Origin of the sequence: Streptomyces flavovariabilis (genome assembly GCF_000725785.1) — a bacterium.
Lineage (GTDB): Bacteria > Actinomycetota > Actinomycetes > Streptomycetales > Streptomycetaceae > Streptomyces > Streptomyces hawaiiensis.
The window spans coordinates 200,767-220,644 of the sequence record NZ_JNXD01000012.1; the positions used below are offsets into that span (position 1 = coordinate 200,767).

The window sequence follows — 19,878 nt, forward strand, 5'->3', positions numbered from 1 at the left end:
CGCCGCGTGGGCGCGGCCGGCCCGGGGGCCGGCCGCGCCCACCCGCCCTGTGGCCCGCGCCGGGCAGCCCCGTAGCATGGCGACACGATCGACCCAGGGGGGATGCACAGATGACGGACCCGACGCAGCCCGGCGGAGGCGGCGGCCACGACCCGTGGGCGCCCCCGGAGAACAAGCCGTCGCTCGACAAGGACCAGCCGCCCCAAGGGCCGCCCTCCGTGCACGACCAGGCCACGGTCACCTCGATGCCGAGCGCCGGCTTCACCCCGCCCGCCGGCACGCCGCAGTTCGACACCACCGGCACCGGGGCGGTCCCGCCGCCACCCGTCGCCCCCGGCGGCTACGGCTACCCCGGTTACTCCGGCTACCCCCCGGCGGGGCACGGCTGGCCCGGCATGCCCATGGCCCCCCAGAACGGCATGGGCGTCGCCGCGATGGTGCTCGGCATCATCTCCTGCACCCTCTTCTGCCTCTACGGCGTGGTCTCCCTGGTCACCGGCATCCTCGCCGTCGTCTTCGGCATCAAGGGCCGCAAGCGGGCCGAGGCCGGAGTGGCCACCAACCACGGTCAGGCCCAGGCCGGACTGATCATGGGCATCATCGGGATCATCCTCGGCATCACGGTGATCGTCCTGATCGCCGTCGGCATCACGGCCGCGATCAACAGCGACAGTTCCGACGACGACCCGTACTACGGGACCCTCGGCCCGGTGGCCACCGCCCCGTCCCACCGCTGAAACTGCCGCCCTCCACGGCCGACTTGGCCACTACGATGCCCTGGTCTGACAACGGAGGGGAGAACGTCCATGTCCAACACCAACCCGCCCCCGGGTTTCGGCCCGCCGGCCCAGCCGCCGCAGCAGCCGGCTCCCGGGTACGGCTATCCGCAGCAGCCCGGCCCGGGCTACGGCTACCCTCAGGGCAGCCCCGGCTACCCCGCCGCGCCGCCCGTGGGCTACCCGCAGGCGCCGGGCTACGGGATGCCCGCCCAGCCCAGCAACGGCATGGGAACCACGGGGCTGGTGCTGGGCATCATCGGCGTGGTGTGCAGCGTGACGTTCATCATGTGGTTCTTCGGCGTGATCCTGGGCATTCTCGCGATCATCTTCGGCGCCATCGGCCGGGGCAGGGCCACCCGCGGTGAGGCCACCAACAAGGGCGCGGCGACCGCGGGCCTGGTCTGCGGCATCATCGCCACCGTGATCCTGCCGCTGCTGGGCTTCCTGCTGTTCGCCAGCATCATGGGCGGGCTCGGCGCGGCTGCCTGAACGGAAGCTCCGGGTTCAGGAGGGGCCGGTCCAGGGGACCGGCCCCTCACTCATGCTCCCGCTGCCCGCAGCCGCTCCCGCGCCTCCATCAGCGCGAACCCCAGCAGATTCGGCCCCCGCCACCGCTCCGGATCCATCGCCGCCTCGTCGTCCGCGGCCAGTCCGATGCCCCACACCCGGTCCACGGGGCTCGCCTCGACGAGCACCCGGTCGCCCGTGCCCTGCAGATACGCCAGCAGTTCTGGATGCGCGGCGAACTTGTGGACGCTGCCCTCGACGACGATCCGGAACCGCTCCCGCGCCCACACCGCCTCGTCGAACCCGCGCACCAGCCGCCCGGCCTTCTTCGCGTCGGCGGGATGCCCGGCGGCCAGCGCGGCGCGCTCCGCCGCCGCGTCCTCGAAGAGCCGGGCCTTCTCCGCCATCATCCAGTGCTCGGCCGTCGCGTACGCCACGCCGTTCACCGTGAACGGCGCCGGCCACCACTGGCTCAGGCAGCTCGCCCCGATCCGGCCGTCCGGCCGCGGCCGGTGCCCCCAGAAGTGCAGAAACCTGATCCTGGCCCCTGCGCGGACCGCCCTGATCAGGGCCTCCTGCGAGCCGACCGCCCCCGTGATCTTCTCCATGCACGCGAGTCTGGCACGCACCACTGACACAGCGTCCTGCCTTTTCGCGGTGAACTCGACACCTGGTCGACAGATTCCGTCGCGTAACCAAAAATCAACAACGGAATCACTTGTTGGAGTGGCATACCTCTGTCAGGATCGGCACTCAAATCGAGCCTGAGCCACGCCGGCCCCATCAGGGGACACGGAGGAGAGCGACATGCACAACCCGGGCACTGCCACCCCGGACCGATTCCCGGCCGAGGAGCGCTTCGCGGAGGGCGCGCAGTTCATCGCGGGGCGCCTGACCAGGGGCACCTCCGGCCATACGCACGCGGTCGTCGACCCGGCGTCGGGCGAGGAGGTCCTCACCTACGAGCTGGCGGGCACGGCCGACGTCGACCGGGCCGTCGCCGCCGCCCGCGCGGCCTTCCCCGGGTGGGCGGGAGCCACCCCCGGCGAGCGGTCCGACGCCCTGCATCGGTTCGCCGCGGTCCTGGCCGACCGGGCCGAGGACTTCGCCCGCGCCGAGTCGCTCCAGTGCGGCAAGCCGCTGAAGCTGACCCGGGAGTTCGACGTCCCCGGGACCATCGACAACACCGCCTTCTTCGCCGGTGCCGCACGCCTTCTCCAGGGGCAGTCCGCCGGTGAGTACTCCGGGGACCACACCTCCTACGTCCGGCGCGAGCCCATAGGGGTCGTCGGGTCGATCGCGCCCTGGAACTACCCCCTCCAGATGGCCGCCTGGAAGATCCTCCCGGCGATCGCCGCGGGTAACACCATCGTTCTGAAGCCCGCCGAGCTCACCCCGCTGACCTCGCTGCTCTTCGCGCAGGCGGCCACTGACGCCGGGATCCCGGACGGTGTGATCAACATCGTCACCGGCACCGGCGGGGAGGCCGGGGAGCACCTCGTCGGCCACCCCGATGTGGCCATGACCTCCTTCACCGGCTCCACCGCCGTCGGCAAGCGCGTCGCGGAGGTTGCCACCGCCACCGTCAAGCGCCTCCACCTGGAACTCGGTGGCAAGGCCCCCTTCCTGGTCTTCGACGACGCCGACCTGGAGGCCGCCGCCCACGGCGCGGTCGCGGGCGCGCTCATCAACACCGGGCAGGACTGCACGGCCGCCACACGGGCGTACGTGCAGCGGCCGCTGTACGACGCCTTCGTGGAGCGGACCGCGGCGCTGATGGAGACGGTCCGGCTCGGCGACCCCTTCGCCGCCGGGACCGACCTCGGCCCCCTGATCTCGCACGTGCAGCGGGACCGGGTCGCCGGGTTCGTGGACCGGGCGCGGGCCTACGCGCGCGTGGTGACCGGCGGCGAGGCACCCGAGGGGGAGCTCGCCAAGGGCGCCTACTACCGGCCCACCCTGATCGCCGACGCTGCCCAGGACAGTGAAGTCGTCCAGTCGGAGATCTTCGGGCCGGTCCTGGTCGTGCTGCCGTTCGACACCGACGACGAGGGTCTCGCGCTCGCCAACGACACCTCGTACGGGCTGGCCGCCTCCGCCTGGAGCCGGGACGTGTACCGGGCGAACCGGGCCACGCGTGAGATCAAGGCGGGCTGTGTGTGGGTCAACGACCACATCCCGATCATCAGCGAGATGCCGCACGGCGGCTCCAAGTCCTCCGGCTACGGCAAGGACATGTCCGCGTACTCGTTCGAGGAGTACACCCAGATCAAGCACGTCATGTTCGACAACACCGCGGTGGCCGCGAAGGACTGGCACCGCACCGTCTTCGGGGATCGATAGTCGTACGCAGGCCGCCCGACCAACGGCCGCCCACCCTCCGAAAGGGCACCACGCGCATGGAGCAGTACGAGCCCGACCGCCTGTCCCCGGCCCAAGTGGCCGCCATGCGGCGGAGTTTCACCAACGGCAGGGCCGCCCTCACCCGGCGGTCGCTGCTGCGCGCCTCCGCGGGCGGGGCGCTCGCGGCCGGCGGACTGGGGACGCTGAGTGCCTGCGGCATCCCGGCGGCCGGCCAGTCGAAGGGCGGCGTCCCGGCCGAGGACCACTCGTCCAAGGAGAAGACGGTGAACTTCTCCAACTGGACCGAGTACATGGACGTCGACGACAGCGGCAAGCGCCACCCGACGCTGGACCGGTTCGCGGAGCGGACCGGCATCAAGGTCAAGTACACCGAGGACATCAACGACAACAACGAGTTCTTCGGCAAGATCAAGCCGCAGCTCGCCGCGGGCCAGGACACCGGCCGCGACCTCATCGTCCTCACCGACTGGCTGGCCGCCCGCCTCATCCGCCTCGGCTGGGTGCAAAAGCTCGACCCGGCCAACCTGCCGCACGCCTACGCCAACCTGTCGGCCCAGTTCCGCAGCCCCGACTGGGACCCGGGCCGCGCCTACTCGTACGTCTGGCAGGGCATCTCGACCGTCATCGCCTACAACAAGAAGGCCCTCGACGGCGTCGAGGTGACGTCGATATCCGATCTGCTCGACAACCCCAGGCTCAAGGGCCGGGTCGGTTTCCTGTCGGAGATGCGCGACAGCATCGGCATGACCCTGCTCGACATGGGCAAGGACCCGGCCGACTTCACCGCCGACGACTACGACGCGGCCATCGCCCGCCTCCAGAAGGCCGTCGACAAGGGCCAGATCCGCCGCTTCACCGGCAACGACTACACCTCGGACCTGACCAGCGGCGACTTCGCGGCCTGTGTCGCCTGGGCCGGGGACGTCGTCCAGCTCAAGGCGGACAGCCCCGACATCGACTTCCTCATCCCGGACAGCGGCTACGTGACGTCGACCGACAACCTGCTGGTCCCCAACAAGGCCCGGCACAAGACCAACGCCGAGCGGCTCATCGACTTCTACTACGAGCCGAAGGCGGCCGCCGAACTCGCCGCGTACATCAACTACGTGTGCCCCGTCGACGGCGTGAAGGCCGAACTGGCGAAGACCGACGAGGACGCGGCGAACAACCCGCTGATCATCCCCGACAAGGCCATGGCCGCCAAGTCGCACGCCTTCCGCTCGCTGAGCTCGAAGGAAGAGACCGAGTTCGAAGCGAAGTTCGCGAAGCTGACGGGGGCGTGACCACCATGACGAACAAGACCGACCCCAGCGGCGACGTCCGTCTCACGGGCATAGCCAAGACCTACGGCGCCTTCACCGCCGTGCACCCGCTCGACCTGACCGTGCCGCAGGGCTCCTTCTTCGCCCTGCTCGGCGCCTCCGGCTGCGGCAAGACCACCACCCTGCGCATGATCGCCGGTCTGGAGGAACCCTCCGCCGGCACCGTCTTCCTGGGCGACCAGGATGTGACGGCCCTGCCCCCGTACAAGCGGCCCGTGAACACGGTCTTCCAGTCGTACGCCCTCTTCCCCCACCTGGACATCTTCGAGAACGTCGCCTTCGGCCTGCGCCGGCGCGGCCTGAAGTCGGTGAAGAAGCAGGTCGAGGAGATGCTGGAGCTCGTCCAGCTCGGTGAGCAGGCCCGCAAGAAGCCGCACCAGCTCTCCGGCGGCCAGCAGCAGCGCGTCGCCGTGGCCCGCGCGCTGATCAACCACCCCAAGGTGCTCCTGCTCGACGAGCCGCTCGGCGCCCTCGACCTGAAGCTGCGCCGCCAGATGCAGCTCGAACTCAAGCGCATCCAGACCGAGGTCGGCATCACCTTCATCCACGTCACGCACGACCAGGAGGAGGCCATGACCATGGCCGACACGGTCGCCGTGATGAACGCGGGCCGCGTCGAGCAGCTGGGCGCGCCCACCGACCTCTACGAGAACCCGCGCACCACGTTCGTCGCGAACTTCCTCGGCACCTCCAACTTCATCGAGGCCGAGGTCGACTCCACCAGCGGCGAGGAGATCGTGCTGAAGGCGGGCGGCGGCAAGCTCGTCCTGCCCGAGGCGCGCTGCTCCGCGCCCGCGGGCACCGGCGGCAAGGTGCTGGTCGGCGTCCGCCCGGAGAAGATCTCCCTCACCCACGCGGACGACGCCGGTGAGATACCCGAGGGCCGCAACCGCATCACGGGCCGGATCGCCGACTCCAGCTTCATCGGCGTCTCCACGCAGTACGTCGTCGACAGCCCGGTCTGCTCCGACTTCGAGGTCTACGCCCAGAACATCGACCGCGACCCCCGCCTGGTGCCCGGCGCCGAGGTCGTCCTGCACTGGAACCCGGCCCACACCTTCGGCCTGGACGCCGCCCAGGACGCCGATGCCGGAGTGGAAGAGGCGGCCTGATGTCGACACTCACCGAGGCGCCACCACCCCTCGCGCCGCAAGCGCCCGAACCGAAGCCCCCGAAGCGCCGGGGCCGCTTCACGCCGTACTGGCTGCTGCTGCCCGGCATCCTCTGGCTGCTGGTGTTCTTCGCGCTGCCGATGATCTACCAGGCCTCCACGTCCGTACAGACGGGCTCCCTGGAGCAGGGCTACAAGGTCACCTGGCACTTCGCCACGTACTGGGACGCGCTGTCCGCGTACTGGCCGCAGTTCGTCCGCTCGGTGCTCTACGCGGGCACCGCGACGATCCTGTGCCTGCTGCTCGGCTACCCGCTGGCGTACCTGATCGCCTTCCGCGCCGGCCGCTGGAAGAACCTGATCATGATCCTGGTGATCGCGCCGTTCTTCACCAGCTTCCTGATCCGCACCCTCGCCTGGAAGACGATCCTCGCGGACGGCGGCCCGGTCGTCGGCGCGCTCAACACGCTGCACGTCCTGGACGTCACCAGCTGGCTCGGCTGGACCGCCGGCGACCGCGTCCTCGCCACGCCCCTCGCGGTGGTGTGCGGTCTGACGTACAACTTCCTGCCGTTCATGATCCTGCCGCTCTACACCTCACTGGAGCGCATCGACGGCCGGCTCCACGAGGCCGCCGGCGACCTGTACGCACGCCCCTCGACGACGTTCCGCAAGGTCACCTTCCCGCTGTCGATGCCGGGTGTCGTCTCCGGCACGCTGCTGACCTTCATTCCGGCGGCCGGTGACTACGTGAACGCCGACCTGCTCGGCTCGACCGACACCCGCATGGTCGGAAACGTCATCCAGACGCAGTTCCTGAGAGTGCTCGACTATCCGACGGCCGCGGCGCTGTCCTTCATCCTCATGGCGGCCATTCTGCTCATGGTCACGCTCTACATCCGCAGGTCCGGGACGGAGGATCTGGTCTAAATGCCCTTCGTCAACTGGCTCAAGAGAAATCTCGTCGTCCTGGCGGGACTGCTGACCCTCGGCTATCTGCTGCTGCCGAACGTCGTCGTGACGGTGTTCTCCTTCAACAAACCGAAGGGGCGCTTCAACTACGAATGGCAGCAGTTCTCCCTGGACGCCTGGAAGGACCCGTGCGGCGTCTCCGGACTGTGCGGCTCGCTGTCCCTGAGCCTCCAGATCGCGTTCTGGGCGACGCTCGGCGCCACGCTCCTCGGCACCCTGATCGCCTTCGCCCTGGTCCGCTACCGGTTCCGTGCCCGTGGCGCCGTGAACTCGCTGATCTTCCTGCCGATGGCGATGCCCGAGGTCGTCATGGCCGCCTCGCTGCTCACCCTGTTCCTCAACATGGGCGCGCAGCTGGGCTTCTGGACGATTCTCATCGCCCACATCATGTTCTGCCTGAGTTTCGTGGTCACGGCCGTCAAGGCGCGTGTGATGTCGATGGACCCGAAGCTGGAGGAGGCGGCACGGGATCTGTACGCGGGCCCGTTCCAGACCTTCGTCCGGGTCACGCTGCCGATCGCGGCGCCCGGCATCGCTGCCGGTGCGCTTCTCGCCTTCGCGCTCTCCTTCGACGACTTCATCATCACGAATTTCAACGCCGGTTCGACCGTCACGTTCCCCATGTTCGTCTGGGGCTCGGCGCAGCGCGGAACGCCCGTTCAGATCAATGTCATCGGCACGACCATGTTCGTCGTCGCCGTACTGTTCGTCCTGGTTTCCATGATCGCCGGAAGCCGCCGCAACAGGCACAAGGCATAGCCGTAGGGAGTTGACATCATGGCCCCGAGCGCCATGAATCAGTGGATCCGTTCGCTTTCCGACGCCCAGCCGGTCCCGTACTGGCTGGACGACCCCGGCCGGCCCCGGCCCGAACCCGCCCTCACCACCTCCGAGACCTGCGATCTGCTGGTCGTCGGCGGCGGCTACAGCGGGCTGTGGACGGCGCTGATCGCCAAGGAGCGCGACCCGCAGCGGGACGTGATGCTGGTGGAGGGCCGCGAGGTGGGCTGGGCCGCCTCCGGCCGCAACGGCGGGTTCTGCGCCGCCTCCCTGACCCACGGCCTGCCCAACGGCCTCGCCCGCTGGCCCGACGAGATCCACAAGCTCCAGGAGCTGGGCGACCGCAACCTCGACGCGATCGAGGCGGCCGTCGCCCGGCACTCCCTCGACTGCGACTTCGAACGCACCGGCGAGATCGACGTCGCCACCGAGCCCTACCAGGCGCAGGAGCTGCGCGAGTGGCACGAGGAGACGGCCCGCCGGGGCCTGGCCGAGGGCGTGGAGTTCCTGGACGCCGACGCCGTACGGGAGCAGGTTGACTCACCCACCTTCCAGGCGGGCCTGTGGGACCGCAGGGGCGTCGCCATGCTGCACCCCGCGAAGCTCGCCTGGGGCCTGAAGCGGGCGTGCGTGGAGCTGGGCGTGCGCGTGTACGAGCACACCCCCGCCCTGACCCTGAAGCCGTACGGCCCCGGCATGGCCGTGCGCACCCCCTACGGCCGGATCCGCGCCCGTCAGGTCGCCCTCGGCACCAACATCTTCCCGAACCTGGTCAGACGCGTCCGCTCGTACACCGTCCCGGTCTACGACTACGCCCTGATGACCGAGCCGCTCACCGCCGGGCAGCTCGACTCGATCGGCTGGAAGAACCGCCAGGGCCTCGGCGACAGCGCCAACCAGTTCCATTACTTCCGCCTGTCCGCCGACAACCGGATCCTGTGGGGCGGCTACGACGCGGTCTACCCCTACGGGGGCCGGGTCCGGGCCGAGTACGACGACCGCCCCGAGACCTACGCCAAGCTCGCCGGGCACTTCTTCACCTGCTTCCCGCAGCTGGAGGGCGTCCGCTTCAGCCACGCCTGGGGCGGCGCGATCGACACCTGCTCCCGTTTCTCGGCGTTCTTCGGCACCGCCCACCAGAGCAAGGTGGCGTACGCGGCCGGGTACACCGGCCTCGGCGTCGGCGCCACCCGGTTCGGCGCCGAGGTGATGCTGGACCTGCTGTCGGGGGAGCGCACCGAGCGCACCGAGCTGGAGATGGTCCGCAAGAAGCCGCTGCCGTTCCCGCCCGAGCCGTTCGCCTGGACGGGCATCGCCCTCACCAAGTGGTCACTGGCCCGGGCGGACGCCCAGGGCGGCCGGCGCAATCTGTGGCTGCGCACGATGGACCGCTTGGGGCTGGGATTCGACAGCTGATCGACCGCGTGTGACCCGGTTCACTCCAACGACGTGCCGGAACCCGCGTAATGGCCGGGGGGATACCCCCTTCTCTCTCGTGATGACCTCACGGATGCCTCGCGGCGGCCGTGAGATTCGTGAGGGAGAAGGGGGTCTTTCCGATGACCGGTGCGAAGACGGCGGTCGAGTGGCTCGCATCCGTGGCACCCGATCCCGGGGCCTGCCGCTGGGCGTGGGAGCGCAACCCGCTCGGGGTCGCGCTGCTGCCCGCCGGCAGCGCCTGGGACGTGCTCATCCTGCCCGGCGAACTCGGTTACGGCACGCTCGACGTGCTCACTCGCGTCCTCGACCGGCCGGGCCCCGTGCTCGTCGACTTCGGCGACGCCCGCATGGGGTTCTTCGTGCCGCCGGGCACCGCGGCCCGGTGGCTCGGCACGGGCATCCGCACGGCGGGCGCCGGCACCTGGATCGTCGTGCCGTACCCGGGCCGTTCCTCGCCCGGCGGCGTCCGCTGGCTGGTTCCACCGGACGGCTCCGGCCTGCTGACGGACCCGGCCCTGCTGGAACTGGCGATGCACGAGGCGGCGGCGGGGCCGGCGACGCAGAACGACGGTCAGGGCCCCGGTGCCTGAGACCGGCCGGGTGCCTGCGCCGTCCGGACGAACAGCCACAGCGACGACAGCAGCACCGCGCACAGACACCAGCCGGCCACCACGTCCAGTGGCCAGTGGTAGCCGCGGCGGACGAGGCCGTAGCTCGTGCCGAGGACGAGAGCGACGCAGAGGGTGATCAGGGCGCGGCGGGCCAGGGCGGTGCGGAGCCAGGGGAGCAGAAGCAGGGTCGCGGTGCCGTAGGCGATGGCGGCGGTGGCGGTGTGGCCGGAGGGGTAGTAGCCGGTGCCGGGCGGGACGGCCGGGGTGCCCGGGCGGTCGGTGAGCACCTTCAGCGGGACGACCAGCGCCGGGACCAGGGCCATGAGCAGGGCCCCCGCGGCGACGGGCAGCCACCAGCGGTCCGCCCCGGCGCGACGGTGGCGTACGGCGACGTACCCGAGCGCGACGGCGAGCACCGGGCAGGCGACCGGGATGTTGCCCAGGTCGGCGAGGAGCTCGGAACAGCGGTCCGGGTTCACGAGGACGCGGCTGAGGCGCTCGTCGAGCCGGACGAGCGGGCCGTCGGCGACGACCTGCCAGGTGATCAGGGCGAAGAGGAGGGCCGGAAGGGCGAGCAGGAGGGCGACGGCTCCCGGGAGTGCGGCGCGTTCCTGGTTCGCGGAGATCGGCATGGGGCACAGCTTGGCACGAGCCCTCACGTCCACTCGCGGCCCCTGCGGAGGATCACGTGAACCACCCGTCACACGACGACGGCCTCTTCGACCACTGTCCGTGGCTCTTCGCCGGGCAGGCCTCGGACGGTCAGCGGGCAGCCCAGGAGCAGCGGCAGAAGCGGCTGCTCGCGGGACCCGGGGAGGTGCGTCTGGGCGAGGGCTGCTTCGTCGCGGAGACGTCCGCGGTGTACCCGGACCTCCTGCACCTGGGCGACCGCTCGTACATCGCGGCCCAGGCCTACGTCACCGGCGAGATACGCACGGGTGCCGACTGCACGATCAATCCCTTCACGGTGGTGCGGGGCGCCGTCACCCTCGGGGACGGCGTACGCGTCGGCGCCCACAGCTCGCTCCTCGCCTTCAATCACGGCTTCGCGCCCGGCCTGCCGGTCCATCGGCAGCCGGTCACCAGCCGGGGGATCACGGTCGGCGACGACGTGTGGATCGGCTCGCAGGTGATCGTCGTGGACGGTGTCACCATCGGCGACCACTGCGTCATCGGCGCGGGGGCCGTCGTGACGAAGGACCTGCCCGCGTGGACGGTGGCGGCGGGCAACCCCGCGCGCCGGATCCGGGACCGGCGCGAGCCGCACGGAGCGAAGCGCCCGGCCGGCACCGAGGCCCTCGCCGGGGAACTGACGGCCTTCGCCGAGACCGCCCGAGCGCAGGCGGCGGACCTGCTGGACCGCTCCTGGCGTCCGGACACCGGCCGCTACGTCGACCGGCCCGGCACCGAGCCGACCGTGCGGGCCCACTGCGACGCCGTCGAGATCGCCGACCTGCTCCTGGGGGACGTACCGCCGCACCTGCCGGCCGCCGAGCACGTCGAGCGGCTCCGGGCGTTGCAGGACCCGGCGACCGGTCTGGTCCCCGAGTACGGCGCGGCTCCACCGCTCCCCGGCCCGGCCGGACTGCCGGAGGACGGGGCTGCGGCCTATCACGTGCTGTGCGTCGGCTACGCGCTGGACCTGCTCGGCAGTTCCTTCGCCCACCCGGTCCACGCGGTGCGGACCACGACGGCCGACCGGCTGGTCCGGCACCTCGGCGGACTGCCCTGGGACGACCGTGCCTGGCACGCCGGGGCGTGGGTCGACTCCTGGGCCACCGCCGCGCACTGGAACCTGCGGGCCGGGGGCGAGGCGGCCGTGCCGGGGGCGCTGGAGGCGCTGTTCGGCTGGCTGCACACCCACGCCGACCCGTGGACCGGGATGTGGGGCTCACCCACCCGGATGTCCGGGCGCCAGCAGATGGTCAACGGCTACTACCGGCTCACCCGCGGTTCCTTCGCCCAGTTCGGCCTGCCCGTGCCGTACGCGGAGCGGGTGATCGACACGGTGCTCGACCACGCTCGCGACCCCCGTCACTTCGCACCCGGCCGCGAGAACGCCTGCAACGTCCTGGACGTGATCCACCCCCTGTGGCTCTGCGCCCGGCAGATCACCCATCGCGGTGAGGAGGCCCGCGCCTGGGCGGCGTCTCAGCTCACGGCCGCGCTGCGCCGCTGGCACCCGGGCGAGGGCTTCGGCTTCGGCCCCACACCCGACGGCACCGGCCCGGGCCGCGCCCCCGGCCTCCAGGGCACGGAGATGTGGCTCGCGATCATCTGGCTGCTCGCGGACGTTCTCGGCTTGGCCGACGTCCTGGGGTACCGCCCGCGGGGGATTCACCGCCCGGAGCCCGCGCCGGCCACGAAGGCCTGATACGACTCACGGCGCCGCACAAGGGGGCGGAAAGGGAGGTCGGCCACCCCGGAACAGGGGGGGGTGGTTCCGGGGCGGCCGTCCGGACCGGAACGTCGCGCGCCCCGGGGGGTTTGGGGCGGGCGACCGTCCGATCGGTGAGGAGATCCAGAGCCTCAGGCTCCGGTTGTGTGCGCGAGGGCACGACCAGGTCGAAGCTGGGGAGGCCCCGGCCTGATGTCACCCACAGTGCCCTGTGGGCGGGGTGTATCTCTCATCTGGGTAGAACCTACGACAGGGGCAGGGCACAGGACAGGCCGTAGGGCCCCCTGTCATCCACCTCGCACACCTTCTTCACACGCTCTGACGCTCGCCGCCCCGGTAGCGGAACCGGGGCGGCTCACCTGCCCCGACGGGGGCTCAGATGCGCGCAACCGGGGTTCAGATGCGGGAGAACGCCTGCTCGATGATGTCGAGGCCCTCGTTCAGCAGGTCCTCGCCGATCACCAGCGGGGGCAGGAAGCGGAGCACGTTGCCGTAGGTGCCACAGGTCAGGACCAGCAGGCCCTCGGCGTGGCAGGCCTTGGCGAGTGCGGCGGTCGCCTCCGGGTTCGGCTCCTTGGTGGCGCGGTCCTTGACCAGCTCGACGGCGATCATGGCGCCACGGCCCCGGACGTCCCCGATGAGGTCGAACTTCTCGGCCATGGCGGTGAGGCGGGCCTTCATGATCGACTCGATGTTCTTCGCCCTGGCGTTGAGGTCGAGCTCCTTCATCGTCTCGATCGAGCCGAGCGCACCCGCGCAGGCGACCGGGTTGCCGCCGTAGGTGCCGCCCAGGCCGCCGGCGTGCGCGGCGTCCATGATCTCGGCGCGCCCGGTGACGGCCGCGAGCGGCAGGCCGCCGGCGATGCCCTTCGCCGTCGTGATGAGGTCCGGGACGATGCCCTCGTCCTCGCACGCGAACCACTGGCCCGTACGGCAGAAGCCGGACTGGATCTCGTCGGCGACGAAGACGATGCCGTGGTCCTTCGCGAACCGGCTGATCGCCGGCAGGAAGCCCTTGGCCGGCTCGATGAAGCCGCCCTCGCCGAGCACCGGCTCGATGATGATCGCGGCGACGTTCTCCGCGCCGACCTGCTTGCTGATCTGGTCGATGGCCTGCGCGGCGGCCTCGGGGCCGGCGTTCTCGGGCCCGGTCGGCCAGCGGTAGCCGTACGCCACCGGCACCCGGTACACCTCGGGCGCGAACGGGCCGAAGCCGTGCTTGTACGGCATGTTCTTCGCGGTCAGCGCCATGGTGAGGTTGGTGCGGCCGTGGTAGCCGTGGTCGAACACCACGACGGCCTGCCGCTTGGTGTACGACCGGGCGATCTTCACGGCGTTCTCGACGGCCTCGGCGCCGGAGTTGAACAGGGCGCTCTTCTTGGCGTGGTCACCGGGGGTCAGCTCGGCGAGTGCCTCGGCGACCTCGACGTACCCCTCGTAGGGCGTGACCATGAAACAGGTGTGGGTGAAGTCGGCGAGCTGCGCCGACGCCCGTCGTACGACGGCCTCGGCGGAGGCGCCCACGGACGTCACGGCGATGCCCGACCCGAAGTCGATCAGTCGGTTGCCGTCGACGTCCTCGATGATCCCGCCGCCCGCACGCGCCGTGAACACGGGCAGCACGGACCCCACGCCCTGCGCGACCGCGGCGGTACGGCGGGCCTGCAGCTCCTGCGACTTCGGACCGGGAATGGCGGTGACGACGCGGCGCTCCTGCGGAAGTGCGGTCATGCGGGGCTCCTGGGGGTGGTGCGGATGGTCTCTTACGGACGCTCGGCTTCTTTTCTCGCAGGCTAGGGCGGGGGAAGGGGGGTGGGCATGCTCCATGTGGGCGTTGTCGGCGGAGCGCGTTGTCCGGGGTGGACATGGCAGTTACGTGGACCGGTGCCCAGGACCCGGCCGCGTAAGCGGTGAACTCCCCAGCGGAGGGCGTTAGATTGGCTCGCTGACGGTGGACGGAGCGGCAGGTCAGGGGGCAAGGGCGATGGACAGCGACGGGACGCACGACGCGCGGGGTACGCATGCGAGCCCCGTGCCGCGCCCGGCGGGACCTCCTCAGGTGCCCGCGATGCCGCCCCGGCCGCCCCGGGCCCCCGGGATGCCGCCGCTGCCGGACGGGTCGGCGTTCCTCACCTGGCTGCGCGCGCCACGTCCCGACGCCGCGCCGGGCGTGTGGCGGTTCGGGCACCGGCCGCGGCCCGCGGAAGAGCCCGAGGAGATCCCCTCCCGGCAGCTGCTGAGCGGCGCGCTGATCGCCTTCCTCGTGGGATGGCTGATCTGGTCGCTGCTGCAGAACGGGTACCTCGGCAACTGGTGGTGGGTGCCGTTCGACCTGATCGTTCCCGACGCCTGGCGGGGTGGCGACAGTGATCTCGGGGAGACCGGGACGTTCATCGTCTACCGGGGGTACGAGCTGCTCGTCGCCCTGGGGATCATGGTCGGGGCGGCCCGGCTCGGCCGCTGGGGCGAGGTGTGGCGCCGCTTCGTCACCCCCCGCTTCCGCCGGCCGGAGGCGCTGGAGGCCCGTACGGCCCCCGAGGACGACCCGGCCCAGTGGAACGAACTGCGCGCCGCCGGGGCCGCCGACGCCGCCGAGCGCCTCGCCGCCGAGGCCCGCTCCGGGCTGATGCGGGACGTCGACCATGCCCGGATCCTCCGTGCCTGGCAGGGCGTCCGCACCGGACGGCACAGCCTCGCCACGTTCAGCGGCGCCGTGCTCAAGGACGGTGCCGCCGCGTGCCTGCACCCCTCCGGGGAGCGCGACCTGCCCGCCCGGCTCGCCCGGCACGACCTCGTCACCGGACAGGTGCGGCTGGGGACCACCGTGGACGACGCCCGCAACCCGTACGCCTACCGCGGCACCGGGCTGGCCCTCGGGCCCGACCTGCTCGGCACCTCGCTCGTGGCCGTCGGCCCGGCCGGTTCCGGCAAGACCGGGACGGTCGTCCGCCCCCTCGCCGAGTCGCTCTGTCTGCACGCCCTCGCCGGGCGTGCCGCCGTGGTCGTCGTCGGGGCGGCCGGCGCGGGGCTCGGACCGGCCGACGCGTATGACGTGGTCGTACGGATCGGGAACCAGGACTCCGAGTACGACCTCGATCTGTACGGCGGCAGCACCGACCCGGACGAGGCCGCTGCCGTGCTCGCCGAGGCGCTCGTCGGGGATCTCGCCGATCCGCATCCCGGCAGCGACAGCCGCCGCTCCACCACCGTCCTCGCCCAGCTGCTCGGGCCGTTCCGGGCCGTGCACGGGCGTTTCCCCTCCGTGCCCGAGCTGCGGCAGCTGCTCGACGGCGCGCCGGGGCCGTTCGCCGAGCTGCGGCAGGGGCTCCACGAGGCCGGGCAGGAGTCGCTGCTGCGGGAGCTCGACGCCCGGGAGCGGCAGATGGGGCAGCCCGGGGACGTCGCCGGGGTGCTGGGCGACCGTGTCGCGCTGCTCGACCGGCCCGCCTTCGCCGGGTTCTTCGACACCTCCGGGCAGTCCCGGCCCTTCACGCTCAAGGCCCTCGACCACCCGGTGCGGGTGCGCATCGACCTGCCCCAGCGCGGGCACGCCGACGCCTCGCGGATGCTGGCCCGGCTCGTGCTCGCGCAGTTCACGGCGAGTGTCGCCGTACGCGAGGACCGGTCGCTGTTCGCGTGCCTGCTGCTGGACGACGCGACCGGGGTGGTGACGCCCGAGGCCGTGCGGGGCATCCAGCGGCTGCGGTCCGGCAACGCCGGAGTCGTGCTCACCCTGCGGACCCTGGACGACGTGGCCCGGCCGCTGCGGGGGCCGCTGCTCGGGGCCACCGGATGCCGGATGGCGCTGGCGGGGCTCACGCCGTGGGACGGGCAGGACTTCGCCGAGGTCTGGGGCAAGGAGTGGACCGAGGCCCGCGACGTCACCGACCGGCAGATCATCGCGGAGACCCCGGCGGGCAAGGCCGTGCACATGCTGCGCCGGGTGATCACCGGCAAGGCGCCGACCGCGCGGGCGGTGACCGTGCGGCAGGTCGAGCGGGAGCGCTGGTCCGCCTCCGAGCTGGCGCACGGCGTGCCGGCGGGGCACGCGGTGCTGTCGCTGACCGACGTCAAGGGTGAACACGCGCCACCGCTGCTGGTGGATCTGCGGGGCTGACCCCTTTCCAGCCGTGCGGGTACGCGGGGATCGTACGGTGAGGCAGAATCGTCACAGGTCGTTCATACGCTGCGGCCAAAAGACCACAGAGATCACACAGCCCTGACGCAGAAGGCCTCATGCCCCCGACGCTCGCCTCGCTCGTCCACCACTCCGCGCTGAAGCTGACCGTGCGGGCAGGCGAACACCGCCTCGACGTGCCGGTGCGCTGGGCGCACCCCAGTGAGCTCGCCGACCCCGTGCCCTACATGGAGGGCGGGGAACTGCTGCTGATCACCGCGCTCAAGCTGGACGCCGAAGACCCGGAGGCCATGCGCCGCTACGTGCGGCGGCTGGCCGGGGCCGGAGTGGCGGGGCTCGGCTTCGCCGTCGGCGTCAACTACGAGGAAATCCCCAAGGCGCTCGTCGACGCGGCCGAGGAGGAGGGCCTGCCGCTGCTGGAGGTGCCGCGCCGCACCCCGTTCCTCGCCATCAGCAAGGCCGTGTCCGCCGCGATCGCCGCCGACCAGTACCGGGCCGTCACCGCCGGGTTCGCCGCCCAGCGCGAGCTGACCCGGCAGGCCCAGACCGGCGGCCCGGAGGGGCTGCTGGCCGCGCTGGCCTCGCAGGTCGACGGATGGGCGGCGTTGTACGACGCCTCGGGCGCGGTCGTCGCCGCGGCACCGGAGTGGGCGGGGCGGCGCGCCGCGCGGCTCACCGGTGACGTGCAGAAGCTGCGGGACCGCCCCGCGCCCGCCTCCTCCGTGGTCGGCGGGCCGGAGAACGAGGACCGCGTCGAGCTGCACACCATCGGCACCGGCCGGCGGCCCCGGGCGGCCCTCGCCGTCGGTACGGCCGCCGCCCCGGGCACCGCCGAGCGCTACGCCGTCCACTCGGCCATCGCGCTGCTGACCCTCACCACGGAACGCTCCCGGTCCCTCCAGGCGGCCGAGCAGCGGGTCGGTGCGGCGGTGCTGCGCATGCTGCTGGCCGGGGAGCCGGACCATGCCCGCGCGGTCGCCGGGGACCTGTACGGCGAACTGCTGGACGCGCCGTTCCGGATGATGGTCGCGGAGCGGGTGCCGGTGTCGGCGTCGGCCGCGCTGGCCCGGGCCGAGGCACGCAACGGCGCTCCGCCCGTCGAGCGGCCCTCGGCCGCAGCGCTCGCCGCGGCCGACACCGGCGGTGACCCCCTCGCGGCGCTCGCCGACGTCGTGGAGTCCGCGGCGGCCCGGGCCGGTGAGGCCGTGCTGGTGGTGCCGGAGGGGGAGCGGCTGGTGGTGCTGGCCGCGGACGGCGGTGCCGCCGCGGCGGCCTGCGGGGAGTACGCGGCCGCCCTGGAGACGGCCCGGGCCGGCATACGCGAGAAGGTGCCGGGCGGTGAGGACGACGAACTGGTCGTGGGCCTGTCGGCACCGGCCGGGCCGATCGCCGCGTCCGCCGCGTACAAGCAGGCCCGGCAGGCGCTGTCGGTGGCGCGGCGGCGCGGACGCGTCCTCGTGGAGCACGAGCAGATGGCGGCCGGATCGGTGCTGCCGCTGCTGGCGGACGACGCGGTGCGGGCGTTCGCCGACGGGATACTGCGGCCGCTGAACGAGCACGACGCCACCGGCCGCGGTGACCTCGTCGCCTCCCTGCGCGCCTGGCTGTCCAAGCACGGCCAGTGGGACGCGGCGGCGGCCGAACTCGGCGTCCACCGCCACACCCTGCGCTACCGCATGCGCCGGGTCGAGGAGATCCTGGGCCGCTCCCTGGACGACCCGGACGTCCGGATGGAGCTCTGGCTCGCCCTGAAGGCGACCACCACCGAGTAGCCAAACCGGAGTGTCCGCGTCCCTCACTGCTACGACCCGGACAAACGCCCTTCGGCCACCTCGCGCCTACCGTTGGTCCCGTAGCAGAGGATCACCCCAACGCCGAAGGGCCGGAACCCCTATGCCAAAGAACAATGTGGCGGCCACCTACGCCTTCTGGCTCGCCGGCCGCCAGGCCACCGGCGAGGACACCTTCGACGTCACATCCCCGTGGGACGGGCGGCTCGTCGGCGAGGTGAGTGTGCCGACGGACGCGCAGGTCGAGGAGGCCGTGGCCGCCGCGCACGCCGTTGTGGACGAGTTCGCCGCCACCCCCGCCCACGTCCGGGCCGCCGCCCTCGACCACGTCAGCAAGCGCCTGGCCGAGCGCACCGAGGAGATCGCGCAGCTGATCTCCGCCGAGAACGGCAAGCCCCTGAAGTGGGCGCGCGGCGAGGTCGGACGGGCCGTGTCCGTGTTCCGGTTCGCGGCCGAGGAGGCCCGGCGGTTCAACGGCGGCGAGGCCCAGCGGCTCGACACCGACCTCGGCGGCCAGGGCCGGCTCGCCCTCACCCGCCGCTTCCCGAAGGGCGTCGTGCTCGGCATCGCGCCCTTCAACTTCCCGCTGAACCTCTGCGCCCACAAGATCGCCCCGGCCATCGCCGCCGGCGCCCCGATCATCCTGAAGCCGGCTCCGGCGACCCCGCTGTCCGGCCTGATCATCGGCGAGCTGCTGGCCGAGACGGAGCTGCCGGCGGGCTCCTGGAGCATCCTGCCGGTCGCCAACGACAAGATGCCGGCCCTGGTGCAGGACGAGCGGCTGCCCGTCATCTCCTTCACCGGTTCCGAGAAGGTCGGCTACGCGATCATGGACTCGGTGCCGCGCAAGCACTGCACCCTGGAGCTGGGCGGCAACGGCGCGGCCGTCGTCCTCGCCGACTGGGCGAGCGACGAGGACCTGGAGTGGGCGGCGAACCGCATCGCCACCTTCTCCAACTACCAGGGCGGCCAGTCCTGCATCTCCGTGCAGCGGGTCATCGCCGACGCCTCGGTGTACGACCGGCTCCTGCCGCGCGTCGTCGCCGCCGTCGAGGCCCAGGTCACCGGCGATCCGAGCGACGACAAGACGGACGTCGGCCCGCTGGTCAGCGAGGACGCCGCCCGGCGCGTGGAGACGTGGGTCCAGGAGGCCGTGGACGCCGGGGCCCGGCTGCTCACCGGCGGAAAGCGCGACGGCGCCTCCTACGCGCCGACCGTCCTGGCCGAGGTCCCCGCCGACGTCACGCTCTCCTGCGAGGAGGTCTTCGGGCCGGTCCTCACCGTGCAGAAGGCGGACGGCGAGGCCGCGGCCTTCGCCGCCGTCAACGACTCCAAGTACGGCCTCCAGGCGGGTGTGTTCACCCACGACCTGCAGACCGCCTTCCGCGCCCACCGCGCCCTGGAGGTCGGCGGCGTGGTCATCGGTGACGTGCCGTCCTACCGCGCCGACCAGATGCCGTACGGCGGCGTCAAGCAGTCCGGCGTGGGCCGCGAGGGCGTGCGGTTCGCCATGGAGGACTACACGTACGAGCGGGTGCTGGTCCTCACCGGCATCGACCTCTAGTCCACCCTCTGGCTTATGGAAACCATTTTCATATAAGCTCTGCGAAGGGGCCCGGCACCGATGCCTTCCGGTGCCGGGCCCCTTCTTGGCGCCGGCCTGCTC

General features: G+C 71.9%; 16 protein-coding genes and 1 pseudogene. 13 read left to right on the forward strand and 4 right to left on the reverse strand.

From position 1 onward, the window contains the following. Window positions 1-110 precede the first annotated feature (110 nt). Together IO24_RS0122855 and IO24_RS0122860 are read left to right on the forward strand one after the other, a co-directional pair. Window positions 111-737: a DUF4190 domain-containing protein gene (locus IO24_RS0122855; protein ID WP_031138249.1), complete on the forward strand. Its 627-nt coding sequence runs from the start codon at window positions 111-113 to the stop codon at window positions 735-737. A gap of 69 nt (window positions 738-806) precedes the next feature. After that, complete coding sequence (locus IO24_RS0122860) at window positions 807-1,268, forward strand: DUF4190 domain-containing protein (RefSeq protein ID WP_031138251.1); 462 nt, start codon at window positions 807-809, stop codon at window positions 1,266-1,268. A 50-nt stretch (window positions 1,269-1,318) separates the two neighbouring features. Here IO24_RS0122860 and IO24_RS0122865 read toward each other — a convergent pair whose 3' ends face one another. Continuing rightward, window positions 1,319-1,894 carry an NADAR family protein gene (locus IO24_RS0122865; protein WP_031138254.1) on the reverse strand — a complete coding sequence of 192 codons (576 nt, stop codon included), beginning with the start codon at window positions 1,892-1,894 and terminating at the stop codon, window positions 1,319-1,321. A 199-nt stretch (window positions 1,895-2,093) separates the two neighbouring features. Between IO24_RS0122865 and IO24_RS0122870 the strand changes: the two genes are divergently transcribed. From IO24_RS0122870 to IO24_RS0122900, 7 genes are all read left to right on the forward strand, one after another. Then, window positions 2,094-3,629: a gamma-aminobutyraldehyde dehydrogenase gene (locus IO24_RS0122870; RefSeq protein ID WP_031138256.1), complete on the forward strand. Its 1,536-nt coding sequence runs from the start codon at window positions 2,094-2,096 to the stop codon at window positions 3,627-3,629. A 56-nt stretch (window positions 3,630-3,685) separates the two neighbouring features. Beyond that, complete coding sequence (locus IO24_RS0122875; protein WP_031138258.1) at window positions 3,686-4,933, forward strand: polyamine ABC transporter substrate-binding protein; 1,248 nt, start codon at window positions 3,686-3,688, stop codon at window positions 4,931-4,933. 5 nt (window positions 4,934-4,938) lie between these two features. After that, window positions 4,939-6,084, forward strand: coding sequence for an ABC transporter ATP-binding protein (locus IO24_RS0122880; protein WP_199808859.1), 1,146 nt, complete (start codon window positions 4,939-4,941; stop codon window positions 6,082-6,084). Then, window positions 6,084-7,013: an ABC transporter permease gene (locus IO24_RS0122885; RefSeq protein WP_031138262.1), complete on the forward strand. Its 930-nt coding sequence runs from the start codon at window positions 6,084-6,086 to the stop codon at window positions 7,011-7,013. Before IO24_RS0122880 ends, IO24_RS0122885 begins: the two co-directional genes overlap by 1 nt. Then, complete coding sequence (locus IO24_RS0122890) at window positions 7,014-7,814, forward strand: ABC transporter permease (protein ID WP_031138264.1); 801 nt, start codon at window positions 7,014-7,016, stop codon at window positions 7,812-7,814. A gap of 18 nt (window positions 7,815-7,832) precedes the next feature. Next, on the forward strand, window positions 7,833-9,251 hold the full coding sequence (locus IO24_RS0122895; RefSeq protein ID WP_031138266.1) for an NAD(P)/FAD-dependent oxidoreductase: 1,419 nt from the start codon (window positions 7,833-7,835) through the stop codon (window positions 9,249-9,251). Window positions 9,252-9,394: 143 nt separating this feature from the next. Beyond that, entirely contained in the window at window positions 9,395-9,865 is a 471-nt protein-coding gene (locus IO24_RS0122900; protein WP_031138269.1) for a hypothetical protein, read from the forward strand. Here IO24_RS0122900 and IO24_RS0122905 read toward each other — a convergent pair. Further along, window positions 9,847-10,518, reverse strand: a complete 672-nt coding sequence (locus IO24_RS0122905) for a phosphatase PAP2 family protein (protein WP_031138271.1) — start codon at window positions 10,516-10,518, stop codon at window positions 9,847-9,849. The genes IO24_RS0122900 and IO24_RS0122905 overlap by 19 nt on opposite strands. A 56-nt stretch (window positions 10,519-10,574) precedes the next feature. Here IO24_RS0122905 and IO24_RS0122910 point away from each other — a divergent pair, with 56 nt between their 5' ends. Further along, complete coding sequence (locus IO24_RS0122910; protein ID WP_031138273.1) at window positions 10,575-12,260, forward strand: acyltransferase; 1,686 nt, start codon at window positions 10,575-10,577, stop codon at window positions 12,258-12,260. Window positions 12,261-12,291: 31 nt separating this feature from the next. Here IO24_RS0122910 and IO24_RS46655 read toward each other — a convergent pair. Next, window positions 12,292-12,517, reverse strand: a pseudogene (locus IO24_RS46655) (phosphatase PAP2 family protein); the annotation flags it as partial. A gap of 163 nt (window positions 12,518-12,680) precedes the next feature. After that, the gene (gene gabT / locus IO24_RS0122915) at window positions 12,681-14,015 is read right to left on the reverse strand and encodes a 4-aminobutyrate--2-oxoglutarate transaminase (RefSeq protein ID WP_031138275.1); all 1,335 of its coding nucleotides are present in this window, start codon (window positions 14,013-14,015) and stop codon (window positions 12,681-12,683) included. Between the two features lie 253 nt (window positions 14,016-14,268). On the opposite strand from gabT, the gene IO24_RS0122920 reads away from it, so the two are divergent. From IO24_RS0122920 to IO24_RS0122930, 3 genes are all read left to right on the forward strand, one after another. Then, complete coding sequence (locus tag IO24_RS0122920) at window positions 14,269-16,401, forward strand: hypothetical protein (RefSeq protein WP_031138277.1); 2,133 nt, start codon at window positions 14,269-14,271, stop codon at window positions 16,399-16,401. Window positions 16,402-16,520: 119 nt separating this feature from the next. Beyond that, window positions 16,521-18,194, forward strand: coding sequence for a PucR family transcriptional regulator (locus IO24_RS0122925; protein WP_031138279.1), 1,674 nt, complete (start codon window positions 16,521-16,523; stop codon window positions 18,192-18,194). A gap of 136 nt (window positions 18,195-18,330) precedes the next feature. Beyond that, the gene (locus IO24_RS0122930) at window positions 18,331-19,776 is read left to right on the forward strand and encodes an aldehyde dehydrogenase family protein (RefSeq protein WP_031138281.1); all 1,446 of its coding nucleotides are present in this window, start codon (window positions 18,331-18,333) and stop codon (window positions 19,774-19,776) included. The last annotated feature ends 102 nt before the right edge of the window (window positions 19,777-19,878 follow it).

Bases quoted from the DNA above. Each gene is read 5' to 3' on its own strand.
- IO24_RS0122860 (WP_031138251.1), top strand. From the start codon at position 807: ATGTCCAACACCAACCCGCCCCCGGGTTTCGGCCCGCCGGCCCAGCCG.
- IO24_RS0122920 (WP_031138277.1), top strand. From the start codon at position 14,269: ATGGACAGCGACGGGACGCACGACGCGCGGGGTACGCATGCGAGCCCC.
- IO24_RS0122885 (WP_031138262.1), top strand. From the start codon at position 6,084: ATGTCGACACTCACCGAGGCGCCACCACCCCTCGCGCCGCAAGCGCCC.
- IO24_RS0122875 (WP_031138258.1), top strand. From the start codon at position 3,686: ATGGAGCAGTACGAGCCCGACCGCCTGTCCCCGGCCCAAGTGGCCGCC.
- IO24_RS0122880 (WP_199808859.1), top strand. From the start codon at position 4,939: ATGACGAACAAGACCGACCCCAGCGGCGACGTCCGTCTCACGGGCATA.
- gabT (WP_031138275.1), bottom strand. From the start codon at position 14,015: ATGACCGCACTTCCGCAGGAGCGCCGCGTCGTCACCGCCATTCCCGGT.
- IO24_RS0122870 (WP_031138256.1), top strand. From the start codon at position 2,094: ATGCACAACCCGGGCACTGCCACCCCGGACCGATTCCCGGCCGAGGAG.
- IO24_RS0122905 (WP_031138271.1), bottom strand. From the start codon at position 10,518: ATGCCGATCTCCGCGAACCAGGAACGCGCCGCACTCCCGGGAGCCGTC.
- IO24_RS0122890 (WP_031138264.1), top strand. From the start codon at position 7,014: ATGCCCTTCGTCAACTGGCTCAAGAGAAATCTCGTCGTCCTGGCGGGA.
- IO24_RS0122855 (WP_031138249.1), top strand. From the start codon at position 111: ATGACGGACCCGACGCAGCCCGGCGGAGGCGGCGGCCACGACCCGTGG.
- IO24_RS0122865 (WP_031138254.1), bottom strand. From the start codon at position 1,894: ATGGAGAAGATCACGGGGGCGGTCGGCTCGCAGGAGGCCCTGATCAGG.
- IO24_RS0122925 (WP_031138279.1), top strand. From the start codon at position 16,521: ATGCCCCCGACGCTCGCCTCGCTCGTCCACCACTCCGCGCTGAAGCTG.
- IO24_RS0122895 (WP_031138266.1), top strand. From the start codon at position 7,833: ATGGCCCCGAGCGCCATGAATCAGTGGATCCGTTCGCTTTCCGACGCC.
- IO24_RS0122900 (WP_031138269.1), top strand. From the start codon at position 9,395: ATGACCGGTGCGAAGACGGCGGTCGAGTGGCTCGCATCCGTGGCACCC.